Below are 16,886 nucleotides of genomic sequence, written 5' to 3' on the forward strand. Positions count from 1 at the left end.
CCTGCAATGCGGCTTCTGCACGCCCGGCATGATCATGACCGCGGTCGACATGGTGCGGCGGCTCGGGAACGAGCTCGACGATCACACGATCCGGGAGGAGCTCGAAGGCAACCTCTGCCGCTGCACCGGCTACCACAACATCGTGAAATCGATCGCGGCCGGCGCGCGGGACATGGCGGCCGCGCCGATGCGGCAGGCTGCGGAATAGGACGTCTGCCTCTCCCGGAGGGAGAGGTCGAGCGCCCGCGGTAGCGGGCGACCGGGTGAGGGGCGTGTCCTGTCCGGTGAGCGCACGCCCCTCACCCCAACCCTCTCCCTCCGGGAGAGGGAGCACGGGCGGCGCTCCCCGAGCGAACCTCCTGAGAAGCAGCAATGTGGGAGGGAGACGGACGATGACCGGAACCGGCATCGGCGCGCGCGTGCAGCGCCTCGAGGACAAGCGCTTCATCACCGGCCGCGGCCGCTACACCGACGACATCGAGCGGCCCGGCCAGCTCCACGCCTCCTTCCTGCGCTCGCCCCATCCGCATGCCCGCATCCGGTCGATCGATACGGCTGCCGCGAAGGCCGCTCCCGGCGTGGCCGCGATCTATACCGGCCGGGACATCAAGAAGTTCGTGCCCACCTCGGACGACCTCTCCGAGGATGACATCGGCGGCCTGATCTGCGGCTGGATGATCCATTCCAAGGATGGCTCGCCGATGAAGGGATCGGCGCATCCGGCGCTCGCCCTCGACACGGTGCGCTATGTCGGGGACCACGTCGCCGTCGTCGTCGCCGAGACGCTGCGGCAGGCGCAGGACGCGGCCGAACTGATCGCCGTCGAATTCGACCTCCTCGACCCGGTGGTCGACACGGCGCAGGCTCAGGCCACCGGGCAGCCCGAGGTCCATGCCGGCGTCTCCCGCAACACCGTCTTCGAATGGGAGCTCGGCGACCGGCCCGGCACCGAGCAGGCCTTTGACCGGGCCGCGCATGTCACCACGCTCTCCTTCACCAACAACCGGCTCGTGCCGAACGCGATGGAGCCGCGAGCCGCGATCGGCGAATACGATCCGGGCGAGGAGCAGTTCACGCTGCACACGACGAGCCAGAACCCGCATGTCGCGCGGCTGATCCTGTCCGCCTTCGTCGGCATCGCGCCCGAGCACAAGCTGCGGGTGGTCGCGCCGGATGTCGGCGGCGGGTTCGGCTCGAAGATCTTCGTCTATGCCGAGGAGGTCGTCTGCCTCTGGGCGGCGCGCCGCCTGAAACGGCCGGTGAAATGGGCGTCCGAGCGAACGGAGGCCTTCCTCTGCGACGCGCATGGCCGCGACCACGTCACCAAGGCCGAGCTCGCGACCGACCGGGACGGGAAGATCCTCGGGCTCCGGGTCAAGACGATCGCCAATATGGGCGCCTATCTGTCGACATTCGCGTCCTCGATCCCGACCTATCTCTACGCGACGCTGCTGTCGGGCCAATACGCGATACCGGCGATCCTGGCCGAGGTGGACGCGGTCTACACGAACACGGCGCCGGTGGACGCCTATCGCGGGGCCGGCCGTCCCGAGGCGACCTTCGTGGTCGAGCGGCTGATCGAGGTCACGGCGCGCCAGCTCGGCCTCGATCCGGTCGAGTTCCGGCGCCGGAACTTCGTGAAGAGCTTTCCGCACCAGACGCCCGTCATCATGAATTACGACGCCGGCGACTACGACGCCGCCATGGTGAAGGCGCTCGAGATGGCCGACATCGCCGGTTTGCCGGAGCGGAAGCGCGCGTCGAAAGCCGAGGGCAAGCTCCGGGGCATCGGCTATTCCGCCTACATCGAGGCCTGCGGCATCGCGCCGTCACAGGCGGTGGGGTCGCTTGGGGCCGGTGTCGGCCTGTGGGAATCGGCCGAGGTGCGCGTGAATCCGACCGGGAATATCGAGGTGCTGACCGGCTCGCACAGCCACGGCCAGGGCCACGAGACGACCTTCGCCCAGCTCGTCTGCGAGCGGCTCGGTGTGCCGATCGACACCGTCAAGATCGTCCACGGCGATACCGACAAGGTCCAGTTCGGCATGGGGACCTACGGCTCCCGCTCCGGCGCGGTCGGGATGTCGGCGATCTCGAAGGCGCTGGACAAGATCGTCGCCAAGGGCCGGAAGGTCGCGGGCCACGTGCTGGAGGCGGCCGAGGGCGACATCGAGTTCAAGGACGGCCAGTTCAGCGTCGCCGGCACCGACAAGGCGCTCGGCTTCGCCGACATGGCGCTGCAGGCCTATGTCGCGCACAAGTTCAACGGAGCGGAGCTCGAGCCGGGCCTGAAGGAGGGCGCCTTCTGGGACCCGACCAACTTCACCTTCCCGGCCGGCGTCCATATCTGCGAGATCGAGATCGATCCGGAGACGGGCGTGAGCCGCGTCGACCGCTGGACAGCGGTCGACGATTTCGGGAACGTCATCAACCCGATGATCGTCGAGGGCCAGGTCCATGGCGGCATCGCGCAGGGTGTCGGCCAGGCCCTCCTCGAAGGGGCCCGCTACGACAGTTCGGGCCAGCTCGTGACGGCGAGCTTCATGGACTACACCATGCCGAGGGCGGGCGACCTGCCGGATTTCGACATCGGCATGACGGTGACGGTCTGCCCCTCGAATCCGCTGGGCATGAAGGGCTGCGGCGAGGCCGGCGCAATCGCGGCGCCGCCGGCCGTCGTCAATGCGCTCACGGACGCGCTCGGGCACGAGCACGTCGTCATGCCGGCGACGCCGGAGGTGATCTGGCGGGCCGCCCGGCGGCCGGTGCTGCCCATGGCCGCGGAGTAAGCCGACCGTTCCGTCGTGACAGCGACGCACATCCCGGGTGAGATGGCGACGACGAGGAGGGCGGGAGAGCGCCGATGTTCGACGCCGACGGGCGGCCGTTGCATGTCACATGGGATTATACCCGCGCGGAGACAGCCGCCGATGCTGCCGTTCACGTGCTCGGCATTCTCCTGGCCGTGGTCGGCGGCATCGTGCTCGTCACGCTCGCCATCCTGCATGCCTCGACCGCCGAGACGATCGCCGTCATCGTCTACGCCCTTTGCCTCGTCGGGCTGAAGGCGGCCTCTGCGGCCTACAACATGTGGCCGATCTCGCGGACGAAGTGGCTCCTGCGGCGGCTCGATCACGCCTGCATCTTCCTCCTGATCGCAGCCACCTACACGCCGTTCATGACCCGCCTGCCGACCGGAACGGCGTCCTCGGCCCTCTTCGTCTGGGTCTGGTCGGTCGCGATCTTCGGCGCCACGTTGAAGCTCACCATGCCCGGCCGGTTCGACCGCATCTCGATCTTTCTCTGCCTCCTTCTCGGCGGCAGCGGCGCCTTCGCCTGGGACGTCGTCTCGACGGCCCTGCCGCCGCAAACGCTGACCCTGATCGTGATCGGCGCGCTGATCTATGCGGGCGGCGTCGTCTTCCACATGTGGGAATCGCTGCGCTTCCAGAACGTCGTCTGGCATTCCTGCGTGCTGCTCGCGAGCGGAGTGTTCTATCTCGCGATCCTGAACGGGGTGGTGCTGGCCTGACGCGGGGGCTGGGAGCCTGGCGTGTGCTTCGAGGCTCGGCTTAGGCGAGCACCTATGCGCCGATCTGAACGCCCCTCCCTCATTGCGAGCGCAGCGACGCAACCCACGAGCCCGCGTGCCGCCATGGTCTGCTTCGTCGCTCACGCTCTTCGCAATGACGACCCTGTCCTCAGCCGCGCGAGGGCCTCGGCCGTATCGACATCCTCCGTCACCGCCGGAGTGTCGACTTCCAGCTCGACCACCCCGTCGAGCCCGCGAAGAAGCGGCCCCGCTCCGGCATCTCCCGTGAGCCGGGCGATCTCCGGGGCGAGCCGGCACGACAGGAGCACGGGGTTGCCACGCCGGCCACGATAAGTCGGGACCAAGGCCGGCGGCCGGCCCGCATGCTCCCATGCCTCCGCGAGCCGTGCCACGAGCCCCGCCTCGATCAGGGGCATGTCCCCGAGCAGCACGATCGCCGCTGCGGCGCTCTCCGGCAGCCCGGCAAAGCCGGCCCGGAGCGAGGTCGAGAGGCCCTCGGCGTAGCCGGGGTTCCGGACCAGGACGACGTCCAGCCCCGCGAGACTCGCCTCGACGGCATCGGCTTCGTGACCCAGGACCACGATGACGGGCGAGGCTCCGCCCCCGAGCGCCGCCTCGGCCGCACGGCGGACGAAGGTCCTGCCGTCATACTCCGCCAGCATCTTGGGCCGGCCCGCGAAGCGGGTGCCGCGCCCGGCCGCCAGGACGATGGCGGCGACGCTCACGCCTCCTCGTCGTCCGGAATCGGGGCCGGCTCGCCGCCGCTCCGAGGCTGCGGCCGCGACACGATCTCCATCAGAAGCCCGCCGACGCCGAGCGCCGTGATGTCGGCCCGCCTGACCTCGAGCCCGGCGAGGAGCCGCTGCAGCACCCAGTCGAAACCGTTCTCCTTCGGCGAGCGGGCGCAGCCCGGGGCGCCGATCACGGGCTTGTCTCCGATCCGGCCGACGAGAAGGAGGTTGCCGGGATCGACCGGCATGCCGAAATGCTCGACCTGCCCGCCCGCCGCCTCGATCGCGGTCGGGATGACGTCGCGCCGGTCGGCGATGGCGGAGGCGCCGAAGACGACGATCAGCTCCGCCTCGCTCGCGGCGAGCCGTTCCAGCTCGAACCGCAGCGCGCCGGCCTCGTGCCGGCAGGTCGCGTCCGAGACGATGCGGGCGCCCGCGGTTTCCAACCGATGGGACAGCGCACCGAGGGTCTTGCCGATCACGCTGGATTTCAGCGCGGGCGTGACGGTCGAGACCACCCCGACCCGCGAGATCCGGTAGGGCGCGACCGCGATCGTGCCGCCCTCCCCGGCCGCCGCGACTGCGCGCGCGAGGACAGGTCCGGCGACCGCGTAGGGAATGATCTTCACGGTCGCGACCATCTCACCGGCGACGACCGGCTTGAAGTCCGGCAGCGTCGCGAGCGTCACGGCCTCGTCGATCCCGTTCACGGCATCGATGACGGCGCGGTCGAGGACCAGGATCCCGGCCGTCTCGGCGAACAGGTTGGCGCGGCCGGTGAAGGCGGGATCGAGGCGGATCTTCGCGCCTCCCACGGCCCGCGCCAGGCGCGCGGCCGCCTCGTCCTCGCCGACATCGCCGGCATCGAGCCGCGCCGCGACGACCTTGGCCACGCCCGCCGCCCTGAGGCCAGCGGCGGCCTCGGCCGAGATCGCATGGCCCTTGCGGACCACGATCTCGCCCGCCTTCAGGCTATGCACGGACAGCGCGCCGACCGCCTCCTCGACCGGAACCTCTCCGAAGATCAAGCCTCGCGTCTCCGGTTGCGCCGGAGCGCGGAGACGATCTCGGCCAGGACCGAGACCGCGATCTCGGCCGGGCTCACGGCCCCGATATCGAGCCCGATCGGCGCCCGGATGCGGCCGATCTCGTCGGCGCCGAATCCGGCCGCCTCGAGCCGCTCGACCCGCTTCGCGTGGGTACGCCGGGAGCCGAGCGCGCCGACGTAGAAACACTCCGCCCGGAGCGCCGCCGCGAGCGCCGGATCGTCGATCTTCGGATCGTGGGTCAGGCACGCGACGGCGGTGTAGCGGTCGAGGCCGCCGAGTTTCGGCAGCGCTTCGTCCGGCCATTCTGCGAGGAGAGGGACGTCCGGGAAACGCTCCGGCGTCGCGAAGGCCGTGCGCGGGTCGACGATGGTCACGTCGAGATCGACCAGACGCGCGAGCGGCGCCAGCGCCTGGCTGATATGGACGGCGCCGATCGCGATCAGCCGCACCGCCGGAACCTGGACGGTGAGGAAGGTCGCGGGTCCGTCGCCTTCGAGGATTCCGCTCTTGCCGGTCAGGAAACGCTCGGCGATCGCGTCGGCGAGCGGGTCGGAGGCGGCCTCCGCCTCGCGCACCAGCCGTGCCGACCCGGTAGCGAGATCGGTCACGATCACGGCAGCGCGGCGAGCGGCGCGCTCGGCGTTCAGGGCCGCCAGCAGAGACAGGTCCATGCAGTCAGACGACCTTCTCGACATAGACCTTGATGCGACCGCCGCAGGACAGCCCGGCGCGCCAGGCGGTCTCGTCGGCGACGCCGAATTCGAGCATCCGGGGCTTGCCGTCGCCGATCACGTCCATGGCCTCGGTCAGCACGTCGCCCTCGACGCAGCCGCCGGAGACCGAACCGAGGAAGCTACCCTCGCCGTCGATCACGAGATGGCTCCCGACCGGCCGGGGCGCCGAGCCCCAGGTCTCGACCACGGTCGCGAGCGCGACCTCGCGGCCCTCCCGCTTCCAAGTTTCCGCCGCCTTGAGGATGTCGCCTTCGCCGGACAGCATCGTGCCGCTCCCTGAGATCGTGTCGCGTTAGCCGTAGATAGCGATCCGGGCGGGCCGGCGCGAGGGCGGAAGACGCGCCGTGCACCCTCTCCCGAGCGGGAGAGGGTCGAGCGGCCGCAGGCCTCCGGGGTGAGGGTCGGGCGATTGTGTCTTATCCTGAAGCGTCCGACCCTCACCCGGCTCGGGCTTTCGCCCGAGTCCGCCCTCTCCCACTCGGGAGAGGGTTCGCGCGGGCGGCGTCGGGAGCGCTGGGCGACGCATTAGGTGTGACGGGAACGGGAGGCGGCGATGAAGCGGCAAGGCGTGCTCGTGATCCTGATCGGCGTCCTGTTCGGCGCCGGCACCGTCGGCGCCCAGGACCGGGCCTGGCCGTCCGCACCGTTCCGGGGCGAGGCTCCGGACAACCCGCCCTGCAGCTGTCGGGCGCCCGGGGTCGAGGCAGAGGTCGGCCAGGATGTCTGCCTCGCGACCCCGACCGGCGGCCGCCGCGCCCGCTGCATCATGGTGCAGAACAATACCTCCTGGGCGTTCGGCCCGGAGCCCTGTGGCGCGATCGCGAGCCTGCGCTGACCGCCATTCCGGGCGCGGTGCGGCATGGAATGCTGCTCCGCAGTCCCGGAACCCACGGCCAGCACGACGTGGGATCGCCTCCTGTCCGATGCGAGTCCATGGGTCCGGTTTCCGCTGCGCGGCCCCGGAATGACGGTCACGCCCGCGGCGCCAGGATGATGATCGCCGCCCCGAGAAGAGAGAGCGCGGCGCCGAGGAGGTCGTAGCGGTCCGGCTGGAACTCCTCAACGATCCAGAGCCAGAGGATCGAGGCCGCGATGTAGACGCCGCCATAGGCTGCGAAGACCCGCCCGGCCGCGGGCGCGTCGACGAGCGTCAGGAGGTAGGCGAAGGCGGCGAGGGCGGCGAAGCCCGGCAGGAGCCACCATCCGGGGGCGCCGAGGCGCAGCACGGCCCAGACCGCGAAACAGCCGCCGATCTCGGCGAGCGCGGCCGTGAGGTAGACGAGGCCCGTCACGAGGCCGCGCGGAGGAAGCGGGCGGGTTTGGCGTCCTTGCCCTGCCCCGGCCCGAGCGCCCGGACGAGGTCCTCCATCGAGGCCAGCGAATGGATCGGCCGGAACTCGTCGACATGGGGCAGGAGCGCCCGGATGCCGGCCGCGCGCGCCTCGAAGGCGCCGAAGCGGAGGAGCGGGTTCAGCCAGACAAGCCGGCGGCAGGAGCGGTGCAGGCGGTCGGCCTCGAAGGCGAGGTCGCTCTCGACCTCGCGCTCGAGCCCGTCCGTGAACAGGAGCACGACCGCGCCCTGGCCGAGCACGCGGCGCGACCAGGTCTGGTTGAAATCGTGGAGGGCGGAGGCGATCCGCGTGCCGCCCTCCCAGTCCCGCACGCGCGTCGCAGCCCGGGCCAAGGCATCGTCCGGGTCGCGATGGGCGAGTTCGCGGGTGACGTTCGTGAGCCGGGTCGCGAAGACGAAGGACTGGACCCGACGTCGGCGCTCCGCGAGCGCGTGGAGGAAATGCAGGAAGAGGCGCGAATATTCTGCAACCGAGCCCGAGATGTCGACCAGCGCCACGATCGGCGGCGGCCGGACCGTCCGCGAGCGATGCGCGAGTTCGATCGCGGCGCCCCCGCCTCGAAGCGAGCGCCGCAGGCTCGCCCGAAGGTCGACATGGCGGCCGCGCGGATCGGTCGTCATGCGACGCGTCGGTCGGGAATCGTCGGGCAGGACGAGCGCCTGGATCAGCCGCTTGGCCCGCGCGATCTCGGCGGCGCTCATCTGGGCGAAATCCCGCTCCTTGAGGACGTCGCGGTCGGAGGTCGTCAGTCGGGCCGAGACCTCGTGCTCCACGACCTCCTCCGGCGCCTCCTTCCGCTGCGGCCGCATGGCTTCGAGCACGCGCGACTCGCCGGGCTTCGGCTTCTCCCTCGCGCGCTCCGCGGGTGCGATCGGCGACATCTCGGAGAGCAGCTTTTCCAGGAACCCGCGCCGGCGCCAGAACAGCCGGAAGGCGGCGTCGAAGACGGCGCTCTGCTCGTGCCGGGTGACGAAGACGCTGTGCAGCGTCCAGTACAGGTCCTCTCGGCGCGCGATCCCGGCGGCCTCGACGGCGCCGACCGCATCGACCACCGCCCCCGGCCCGACCGGCAGACCGGCCGCCCGCAGCGCCCGCCCGAACAGGGCGACATTGTCGGCGAGACGGCCCGTCATGGAACGTGGCGGTTGCGGCCAGGCCGACGGACTCCCCTCCCCCTTGCGGGGAGGGCATTTGCCACCCCATCAAGCACCGCTTGCCTCGATCCGCGTCGCGAACACCTTCTGGGCGACCTGCCAGCGGCCGTCGATCTTCAGGAGGCTGAGGTAATCGGTGAAGAAGCGGGGCGGGATCGCGCAGCGCAGCTTCACGAAGGCCGAACCCGGCGAGGATTGGTCGATCGAGACGATCTCGTCGTGGCGCGGGAGGCCCTGCGTCTTCGGCGAAGACCGGTTGCTGACGGCGGCGAGCCATTCCGCCCGAGGCAGCACCTTGATCGCGCCGCTCTCCTCCCAGGTGAGCGCGCTCGTCTCATGGAAGACGGAGCCGAGTTTGGCGACGTCGCCTTCGTAGAGCCCGTCGAGATAGGTCTGCACCGCGGCCTCGATCGCCGCCCTGTCCTCCGCCATCGTGATCTCCCTCAAGCTGCGCTCAGTTCGGCGCGAACGTCGTCCAGCACGCGCCGGACCTCAGATCCCTGCATGCGCTGGATGTCGTCCTGATATTTCAGCAGCACGCCCATCGTGTCGGCGACGAGCGACGGGTCGAGCGCGACGGCATCGAGTTCGACCAGCGCCTGCGCCCAGTCGAGCGTCTCGGCGACGCCCGGCGCCTTGAACAGTTCGCGAGACCGAATCGCCTGGACGAAGCCGACCACCTCGGCTGCGAGCCGCTCGCCCGCGCCGGGGACGCGGCGGCTGACGATGGCCAGTTCGCGCGCGGCATCCGGATAGCCGACCCAATGGTAGAGGCAGCGCCGCTTCAGCGCGTCGTGGATCTCGCGGGTGCGGTTCGAGGTGACGATGACGATCGGCGGTTCAGCCGCCCGGATCGTGCCGAGTTCCGGCACGGTGACCTGGAAGTCGGACAGGATCTCGAGGAGATAGGCCTCGAAGGCCTCGTCCGCCCGGTCGAGTTCGTCGATGAGGAGGATCGGCGGCCCGCCCGGGTGGGGCTGGAGCGCGTCGAGCAGCGGCCGGCGAACCAGGTAGCGCTCGGAGAAGAGCTCCGCTTCCAGCGAGGCCCGATCGAGCCCGGCCCCGCCCGCGCCGGCCTCGGCCAGCCGGATCGCCATCATCTGGCCGGCATAATTCCATTCGTAGACGGCGGACGCGACGTCGAGACCCTCGTAGCATTGCAGCCGGATCAGGTCGCGGCCGAGCGAACAGGACAGGACCTTGGCGATCTCCGTCTTGCCGACCCCGGCCTCGCCTTCGAGGAAGAGCGGCCGGCCGAGCTTCAGCGACAGGAACAGGACGGTCGAGAGCGCCCGGTCGGCAACGTATCCGTCGCCTTCGAGGAGGGCCTGGGTCGCGTCGATGGAAGTGGGGAGAGAGGTCACATCACGATCCGTCATTCCGGGGCGCACCTGTCCGGCGAAGCCGGCGGGCGAGAACCCGAAACCCACCCAGCGCGCTGCGAAAAGGGAAGGCTAGCATTGGGCAAGCCATAGGTTCCGGTTCTCGCGTCGCGAGCCCCGGAATGACGGGAGGCCGGCCTACCGGGCCGCCGCCACGGCGCGGCTCGCCATCACGCCGACGAGATGGGCGCGGTATTCCTGGTCGGCATGGATATCGGAGGCCATGTCGTCCTCCGCCACGGTCTTGCCCTCGAGAGCCTTGGCGGAGAAATCCGCCATCAAGGCTATCTCGAACTCGGTCGGCCGGAAGACGCCGTTCGCGCCCGCCCCGACTACGGCGACCCGGACTTCGCCTCCCGCCGTCTCGGCCACGCAGACGCCGCAGAGGGCGTAGCGCGACGCCGGGTTCCGGAACTTGGAATACCCCATCCGCTTCGGGATCGGGAATTCGACCGCGGTCACGATCTCGCCCTCGTCGAGCGCGGTCGAGAACAGGCCCTGGAAATACGCGTCCGCCTCGATGCGGCGCCGGTCCGTCACGATCGTGGCTGCAAGCGCCACGGCGGCCGCGGCGTAATCGGCGGACGGGTCGTTATTCGCGATCGAGCCGCCGATCGTGCCGCGATGGCGCACCGCCGGGTCGCCGATGGTCCCCACGATCTCGGCCAGGACCGGGATCGCCTGTTTCACGACGTCCGAGGTCGCCACCTCGCCATGCCGCGACAAGGCGCCGATCACGAGCCGGTCGCCCTCGCGCCGGATGCCGCGCAGCTCGTCGAGGCCGTTGAGGTCGACCAGCGCCGAGGGGCCGGCAAGCCGGAGCTTCATCGCCGGGATCAGGGTATGGCCACCGGAGAGCGGCTTGCCGTCGGGGTGCTGGGCCAGCAAAGCCGCGGCATCCTTGAGGCTCGTCGGCTTCAGATACTCGAAGACGTACATCTGATCTCCCGCGGCGGACGGATTCGCGGGTCTCCGACCCGCACCTGCGGTCAGCATCGCACGATGCGGCCGCCCACTGGAAGAGGCTCCGGGTTCGACGCCGATAGACGCGGGACGTGGCCGACAGACCGACTATGGTTGCGTTCCCTCGGCCGGGCGAGTGGGCTAGGGCTAGGGCAAGGTCGGCCGAAGGCCGGCCAAGCAGACAGGGAGAGACGCTTGAGGTCGAATGCTGTTCCGATGCTGGCGCTGGCGATGGTCGCCGGGCTCGCTGTCACCGCCGGGCCCGCCGCCGCTCAGAGCTGGCCTTCCCGCAGCATCACCCTGATCGTGCCCTTCGCGGCCGGCGGCGGCACGGACGCCTTTGCGAGGCCGCTGGCCCAGCAGCTCGACGGCCAGCTCGGCCACCGCGTGCTGGTCGAGAACCGCGCCGGGGCCGGCGGGACGGCCGGCGCGGCCGCGGCCGCCAAGGCCGAGCCGGACGGCTACACCTTCTTCGTCGGCGCGACCCATCACGCCATCGCGCCCGCCATGTATCCGCGGCTCAGCTACGACATCGAGAAAGACTTCATCCCGATCGGCATGATCTCGCGGCCTCCGCACGTGGTGGTGGTCAACCCGCAGAAGGTCACGGCGAAGACGCTGCCGGAGCTGATCGCACTCGCCAAGGCCAATCCCGACAAGATGACCTACGGACATGCCGGGCTCGGCACGACGCATCATCTCGCGGGCGAATTGTTCAAGCTCCTGACGGGCACCAGCATCCGGCATGTGCCGTATCGCGGCGCCGGACCCGCGATGACCGACCTCGTGGCCGGCCAGATCGACATGGCCTTCGACGGCCTCGGCTCGTCCGCCTCGCAGATCGGCGGCGGCACGATCAAGGCGCTCGCCGTCGCGGCGCCGAAGCGCGTCACGGCCTTCCCGGACCTGCCGACCGCGGCCGAACAGGGCCTGCAGGGCTATGACGTCGCGACCTGGTACGCCCTCTGGGCGCCGAAGGGGACGCCGCCCGCCATCGTCGAGCGCATGACGAAGGAGCTGAAGACGGCGCTTGCGACCGAGACCATCAGGGTCGCCTGGGAGAAGAACGGGTCGGACGTTCCGGACGTCACGGGCGCCGCGTTCGGGACCTTCGTCTCCTCCGAGGTCAAGCGGTGGGGCAAGGTCGTAGGCGATGCGGGCGTGAAGCTCGAATAGCGGCGGCTGCCTCGAAGTTCGCCGCCGAAGACTGACTCCTCGGCCAACGACGCCCAATGCTAAGGAATGATGAACCCGGTCATGCCACACGCGCATGGCCCGATGACGCGCGCGATCTTGTTGCAGCGCAACATGAGCCTATACTCTCCTGAGTCGAGGGAAGAACGCCTGGAATCGCCGCGCAACCGTCGAAGGCGGAGCGGCCCACGACCAGGAGATTGAGATGTTTCTCGTCAGGTTCATTCGTGACGTCTTCGCCGAAAGCTTCGAGCTCGAGCGCGTCCTCACCCGCCGCCACCCCGGCCTGGGTTCGTAGCCGCAACGAACCGCTCCGCACGACGAGAGCGGTTCGAAGTCGGAGCGTCAGGGCTGCCGAGACAGGCCCCTGACCAGATTCCGATCGGTTAGGGCTACCACTTGCCCGTATTCGGCATCGACAGCCACGGCTCGGCCGGCGGCTTCGGCGAGCCCTTCTGCAGGAGCTCGATCGAGATGTTGTCGGGCGAGCGCACGAAGGCCATGTTGCCGTCGCGCGGCGGCCGGTTGATCACGACGCCGGCATCCATCAGCTTTTGGCAGGTCGCGTAGATGTCGTCGACGCGATAGGCGAGATGGCCGAAATTGCGCCCGCCCGTATATTCCTCCGGGTCCCAATTGTAGGTCAGCTCGACGAGCGGCGCTTGCGTCGTCTTCGCCGCCTCCTTGTCGCCGGGCGCGGCCAGGAAGACGAGCGTGAACCGCCCCTTCTCGTCGACTCTCCGCCGGACCTCCTCGAGGCCGAGCTTGTTGCAATACCAGTCGACCGAGGCGTCGAGGTCCGTGACCCGGACCATGGTGTGCAGATATTCCAAGAAGGCCTCCGTCACGCACCGGTCACTCCGGCATGTACCGGGACATAAGCCAGCCAGCAACGGAGTTCTACCCTGCGGCTGAACCCTCTAGCGCTGGAAGAAGCCGCAGCTGCGCAGCAACCAAGTTTTGGGGGCAGAATCTCACCTCAGGATCGTGTCACCAGTCGAAACGGAAGATCCTATTTCCATTCTGAAAGTCGGCTTTTGCCGGCCTCTGACATAACTGCCGCAAGAAAATCGCTACATCTTTCGTGATCAATCTCCCTTTTCTGAGCTTTGATTAGGTGAACAGCTCTCGGAAGTACATAGACATCTTCGATCAAAATCAGACCGATTCCATGGCGTGAACATTCGTCCATCACTCGCGCCTCTTGGGCTGGGTTTTCTTTTCGCCAACTGACTTGATCTACAGGAAATACTGCATACGCTTTTGTCGCTGCCGACGCATGAGATAAAGCTTCGAAAACCGCCAGCACATTACAGCTATCCGGGCGCTTTACTTCGAACGTGACAACATCAAATTCTCTGCCTATCGTCCAAGGATATTTTTTATGCGAGATGAGAGTTAGATCAGGTCTGGTCCATCGTCCCGCGATTTTCGAATCTTTCTTAGAGGTGTTTTCAATAAAGAACTCATTTTCATGAAAATTATCGTCTTGCCACAACTTTTTCAGACCTGCCTCAGCCGCAGGATAGAAGGCGTCTTCCGATATAACGAATTGCTTCTTAACGTCGTACCAGTTACCTTCTGACCAAGTTAAGCATTTTGAATCGCAACCATGATCCAAAGCTGAATATAATTCCTTCGCCTCCAATCCTAGACTTCTGCTAATCTTTGTTCGCGTCAAAGCCACCCCGTTTTCGTTTATAACTTTGACGATCTTATCTAGCAGATACATTGTTTCGAGTGAAACGCTCATTGCGACCTACTGAGAGGGAGTTAAGGGCACTGGACTATAATGGTAACCGTTAACACTGAACATTCCCTGGTTTTCACTAAGATGTCTAGGCTGCTGAAAGGAACCTTCCTCACAAAATTCCCCACCGTCGTTGGTCCTGACGACACGCTCATGATGCCTGAGCGGCTGGCCGAAATCGGCTTGCGACCTCACCGCCTTGCCCTCGTACCCGTGTTTCCAGCTAGAATAGCGCATGCGCACCGACACCCCCAAGGTCACACGCCTCCAGGATTATCGCCCGAGCGACTACCTGATCGACACGATCGAGCTCGACCTCCGGCTGCACCCGACGGCCACCCGGATCACCGCCGTGATGGCGATGCGGCCCAATCCGAAGGGACGGGCGGGCGCGCCGCTGGTGCTCGACGGCGACGAGCTCATGCTGCTCGGGATCGAACTCGACGGCACGCTCCTCGACCAGGCTGCCTATGATTGCACGCCGCAGGACCTGACCGTCTTCGCACCGCCGGCCGGGCCGTTCCGGCTCACGATCCGAACCGAGGTGAACCCGACCGCGAACACGAAGCTGATGGGGCTCTACCGCTCGAGCGGGATCTACTGCACGCAATGCGAGGCTGACGGTTTCCGGCGCATCACCTACGCGCTCGACCGGCCGGACGTGCTCTCCGTCTACACGACCCGGATCGAGGCCGATGCGGAGGAGGCGCCGACGCTCCTCGGCAACGGCAACCTCGTCGAGAGCGGGCCCGTTCCGGGCACGCGCCGCCACTTCGCGCTCTGGCACGACCCGCATCCGAAGCCGGGCTACCTCTTCGCGATCGTGGGCGGCCGGCTCGCCAGGATCGCGAAGCCCTATACGACCGCCAGCGGGCGCGAGGTCGAGATCGCCATCCTGGTCGAGCCCGGCAAGGAAGCCCGCGCCGAATACGCCCTCGACGCGCTGGAGCGCTCCATGCGCTGGGACGAGCGTGTCTTCGGGCGCGAATACGATCTCGACGTCTTCAACGTGGTCGCCGTGTCGGACTTCAACATGGGCGCGATGGAGAACAAGGGCCTCAACATCTTCAACGACAAATACGTGCTGGCGAGCCCCGATACGGCGACCGATTCCGACTACGCCAATATCGAAGCCGTCATCGCGCACGAATATTTCCACAATTGGACCGGCAACCGGATCACCTGCCGGGACTGGTTCCAGCTCTGCCTCAAGGAAGGGCTCACCGTCTTCCGGGACCAGGAATTCTCGTCCGACGAACGCTCCCGGGCGGTGCACCGGATCGGCGAGGTGCGCACGCTCCGGGCGCGCCAATTCCCGGAGGATGCGGGCCCGCTCTCGCATCCCGTGAGGCCGAGCCAATACCGCGAGATCAACAACTTCTACACGGCCACCGTCTACGAGAAGGGCGCCGAGATCATCCGCATGCTGAAGTCGCTCCTCGGGGAGACGGATTTCGCGGCCGGCATGACGCGCTATTTCGACAGCTGCGACGGCACCGCGGCGACCGTCGAGGACTTCCTCGAGGCTTTCGCCACCGTCTCGGGCCGCGACCTCACGCATTTCGCGCGCTGGTACGACCAGGCCGGGACGCCGACCGTCGCCGTCGGGACCCATTACGACCCGGCGACCGGCAGCTTCCGCCTCGATCTCACCCAGACCACGCCGCCGACGTCGGATCAGCCGGACAAGGTGCCGCTCGTCCTCCCGGTCGCGCTCGGGCTCGTCTCCGAGGGTGGCGAGATCGTCCCGATCGATCATCCGCGCGTCAGGCCGGACGGGGTGTTCCTCTTCGATCGCGCCTCGGACAGCCTCGAAGTCGGGGGCCTGCCTTCGCGCCCGGTGCCGTCGCTGTTTCGCGGCTTCTCCTCGCCCGTGAAGGTGCGGCTCGACCTCGACGAGGCCGACCTCCTGACGCTCGTCCGCTACGACACCGACCCGTTCAACCGCTGGCAATCGGCCCAGACCGTCGCGCTGCGGATCCTCGTTCGCCTCGTCGGCAGCGGGACGAGCGATCCGGGACTGTCCGGCTTCAGCTCGGCGCTGGAGGCGTTGCTCGCCGCCGAAGCCGAGCGGGATCCCGCCTTCGCGGCGACCGCGCTGGCGCTGCCGGGCGAGGCCGAGATCGCCCAGGAGATCGGCCGCGACGTCGATCCCGACGCGGTCCGACGCGCGCTCGACGCGATGCGGCGCGAGGTAGGCCTGGCCCTCGCCCCGACGCTGCGGGGCGTCCGGGACGCGCTCCCGGCCAGAGCCACCTACTCGCCGGACGCCGCGAGCGCGGGACGCCGGGCGCTGCGCAACGTCGCGCTGGACCTTCTCGCCGCGGGCGATCCGGACGCGGGCGTGAGCGCGGCCTTCGAGCAATTCGAGGCGGCCGGGAACATGACCGACCGGCTCGCCGCCCTCTCGACCCTCTCGCTCCATCCCGGCGAGGCCCGCGAACGCGCCTTCGCGGCCTTCGCGGGGCGGTACGGCGAGGAGCCTCTCGCGCTGGACAAGTGGTTCGCCCTGCAGGCCGTGATGCCGGAACGGGCGACGCTCGACCGCGTCCGCGGCCTCATGGGGCATGCCGGCTTCGCCTTCTCCAACCCGAACCGCGTGCGCGCCCTCGTCGGCAGCTTCGCGCTCGGCAACGCGACCCAGTTCCACCGGCCGGACGGCGCCGGCTACGTTTTCCTGGCCGACATCGTGCTCGCCCTGAACGGGAGCAATCCCCAGGTCGCCGCACGCCTCCTCACCGCATTCTCGACCTGGCGCATGATGGAGGCGGGCCGGCGCGAACAGGCCCGCGCGGCGCTCTTGCGCATCACGGCCGAGGACGATCTCTCGCCCGACGTCGCCGACATCGCCAGCCGCTCCCTCCGCGAGCCCTGAGTACGGCAGCAGACTCCCACCCTCGAAATCCGAGGGTTTCAGAGGCACAGCCGCCGCGCGGTTTTCAAATGTCCACAGACGACCAAGCGGACTCTAGACAAATCAGCGAACGACGATTCTATTGTTGTCGATTCGACGAGATGCGGCAC

General features: G+C 68.3%; 17 protein-coding genes. 6 read left to right on the forward strand and 11 right to left on the reverse strand.

Annotation, left to right across the window (positions count from 1 at the left end):
• From ACFE87_RS20765 to ACFE87_RS20775, 3 genes are all read left to right on the forward strand, one after another.
• The coding region (locus ACFE87_RS20765; RefSeq protein ID WP_375461567.1) for a 2Fe-2S iron-sulfur cluster-binding protein at window positions 1-208 on the forward strand (208 nt) is incomplete at its 5' end.
• A 184-nt stretch (window positions 209-392) separates the two neighbouring features.
• Entirely contained in the window at window positions 393-2,789 is a 2,397-nt protein-coding gene (locus ACFE87_RS20770) for a xanthine dehydrogenase family protein molybdopterin-binding subunit (RefSeq protein ID WP_375461568.1), read from the forward strand.
• Window positions 2,790-2,863: 74 nt separating this feature from the next.
• Complete coding sequence (locus ACFE87_RS20775) at window positions 2,864-3,532, forward strand: hemolysin III family protein (RefSeq protein ID WP_375461569.1); 669 nt, start codon at window positions 2,864-2,866, stop codon at window positions 3,530-3,532.
• Window positions 3,533-3,672: 140 nt separating this feature from the next.
• Here the strand turns inward: ACFE87_RS20775 and ACFE87_RS20780 are convergent, their stop codons facing one another.
• The 4 genes from ACFE87_RS20780 to ACFE87_RS20795 are packed head-to-tail and all read right to left on the reverse strand — an operon-like array spanning window position 3,673 to window position 6,332.
• Window positions 3,673-4,278, reverse strand: a complete 606-nt coding sequence (locus ACFE87_RS20780; RefSeq protein ID WP_375461570.1) for an NTP transferase domain-containing protein — start codon at window positions 4,276-4,278, stop codon at window positions 3,673-3,675.
• Complete coding sequence (locus tag ACFE87_RS20785) at window positions 4,275-5,312, reverse strand: molybdopterin-binding protein (protein WP_375461571.1); 1,038 nt, start codon at window positions 5,310-5,312, stop codon at window positions 4,275-4,277. The genes ACFE87_RS20780 and ACFE87_RS20785 overlap by 4 nt, the downstream gene beginning before the upstream one ends.
• A complete protein-coding gene (locus tag ACFE87_RS20790; RefSeq protein ID WP_375461572.1) occupies window positions 5,309-6,004 on the reverse strand; it encodes an XdhC family protein in 696 nt (231 codons plus the stop codon). Before ACFE87_RS20790 ends, ACFE87_RS20785 begins: the two co-directional genes overlap by 4 nt.
• Before the next feature lie 4 nt (window positions 6,005-6,008).
• Window positions 6,009-6,332: an XdhC family protein gene (locus tag ACFE87_RS20795; RefSeq protein WP_375461573.1), complete on the reverse strand. Its 324-nt coding sequence runs from the start codon at window positions 6,330-6,332 to the stop codon at window positions 6,009-6,011.
• 288 nt (window positions 6,333-6,620) lie between these two features.
• Between ACFE87_RS20795 and ACFE87_RS20800 the strand changes: the two genes are divergently transcribed.
• On the forward strand, window positions 6,621-6,902 hold the full coding sequence (locus ACFE87_RS20800) for a hypothetical protein (protein WP_375461574.1): 282 nt from the start codon (window positions 6,621-6,623) through the stop codon (window positions 6,900-6,902).
• Between the two features lie 136 nt (window positions 6,903-7,038).
• On the opposite strand, the gene ACFE87_RS20805 is transcribed toward ACFE87_RS20800, so the two are convergent.
• The 5 genes from ACFE87_RS20805 to ACFE87_RS20825 all read right to left on the reverse strand — a co-directional run bounded on the left by ACFE87_RS20805 (window position 7,039) and on the right by ACFE87_RS20825 (window position 10,894).
• On the reverse strand, window positions 7,039-7,359 hold the full coding sequence (locus tag ACFE87_RS20805) for a YnfA family protein (RefSeq protein ID WP_375461575.1): 321 nt from the start codon (window positions 7,357-7,359) through the stop codon (window positions 7,039-7,041).
• Window positions 7,356-8,552: a VWA domain-containing protein gene (locus ACFE87_RS20810; protein WP_375461576.1), complete on the reverse strand. Its 1,197-nt coding sequence runs from the start codon at window positions 8,550-8,552 to the stop codon at window positions 7,356-7,358. The genes ACFE87_RS20805 and ACFE87_RS20810 overlap by 4 nt, the downstream gene beginning before the upstream one ends.
• Before the next feature lie 69 nt (window positions 8,553-8,621).
• Window positions 8,622-9,005: a nuclear transport factor 2 family protein gene (locus ACFE87_RS20815; RefSeq protein WP_375461577.1), complete on the reverse strand. Its 384-nt coding sequence runs from the start codon at window positions 9,003-9,005 to the stop codon at window positions 8,622-8,624.
• A gap of 11 nt (window positions 9,006-9,016) precedes the next feature.
• Complete coding sequence (locus ACFE87_RS20820) at window positions 9,017-9,952, reverse strand: AAA family ATPase (RefSeq protein WP_375461578.1); 936 nt, start codon at window positions 9,950-9,952, stop codon at window positions 9,017-9,019.
• A gap of 141 nt (window positions 9,953-10,093) precedes the next feature.
• Window positions 10,094-10,894, reverse strand: a complete 801-nt coding sequence (locus tag ACFE87_RS20825) for an FAD binding domain-containing protein (protein WP_375461579.1) — start codon at window positions 10,892-10,894, stop codon at window positions 10,094-10,096.
• A gap of 219 nt (window positions 10,895-11,113) precedes the next feature.
• Here ACFE87_RS20825 and ACFE87_RS20830 point away from each other — a divergent pair, with 219 nt between their 5' ends.
• Window positions 11,114-12,094 (forward strand): Bug family tripartite tricarboxylate transporter substrate binding protein, encoded by a 981-nt coding sequence (locus ACFE87_RS20830; protein WP_375461580.1) that lies wholly within the window; start codon window positions 11,114-11,116, stop codon window positions 12,092-12,094.
• A 410-nt stretch (window positions 12,095-12,504) separates the two neighbouring features.
• On the opposite strand, the gene ACFE87_RS20835 is transcribed toward ACFE87_RS20830, so the two are convergent.
• Both ACFE87_RS20835 and ACFE87_RS20840 read right to left on the reverse strand, forming a co-directional pair.
• Window positions 12,505-12,945, reverse strand: coding sequence for a VOC family protein (locus ACFE87_RS20835; protein ID WP_375461595.1), 441 nt, complete (start codon window positions 12,943-12,945; stop codon window positions 12,505-12,507).
• 179 nt (window positions 12,946-13,124) lie between these two features.
• Window positions 13,125-13,865 carry a hypothetical protein gene (locus tag ACFE87_RS20840; RefSeq protein ID WP_375461581.1) on the reverse strand — a complete coding sequence of 247 codons (741 nt, stop codon included), beginning with the start codon at window positions 13,863-13,865 and terminating at the stop codon, window positions 13,125-13,127.
• Window positions 13,866-14,097: 232 nt separating this feature from the next.
• On the opposite strand from ACFE87_RS20840, the gene pepN reads away from it, so the two are divergent.
• The gene (gene pepN, locus ACFE87_RS20845) at window positions 14,098-16,737 is read left to right on the forward strand and encodes an aminopeptidase N (RefSeq protein ID WP_375461582.1); all 2,640 of its coding nucleotides are present in this window, start codon (window positions 14,098-14,100) and stop codon (window positions 16,735-16,737) included.
• The last annotated feature ends 149 nt before the right edge of the window (window positions 16,738-16,886 follow it).

The sequence above is a fragment of the uncultured Enterovirga sp. genome, from assembly GCF_964242715.1.
GTDB lineage: Bacteria > Pseudomonadota > Alphaproteobacteria > Rhizobiales > Beijerinckiaceae > Enterovirga.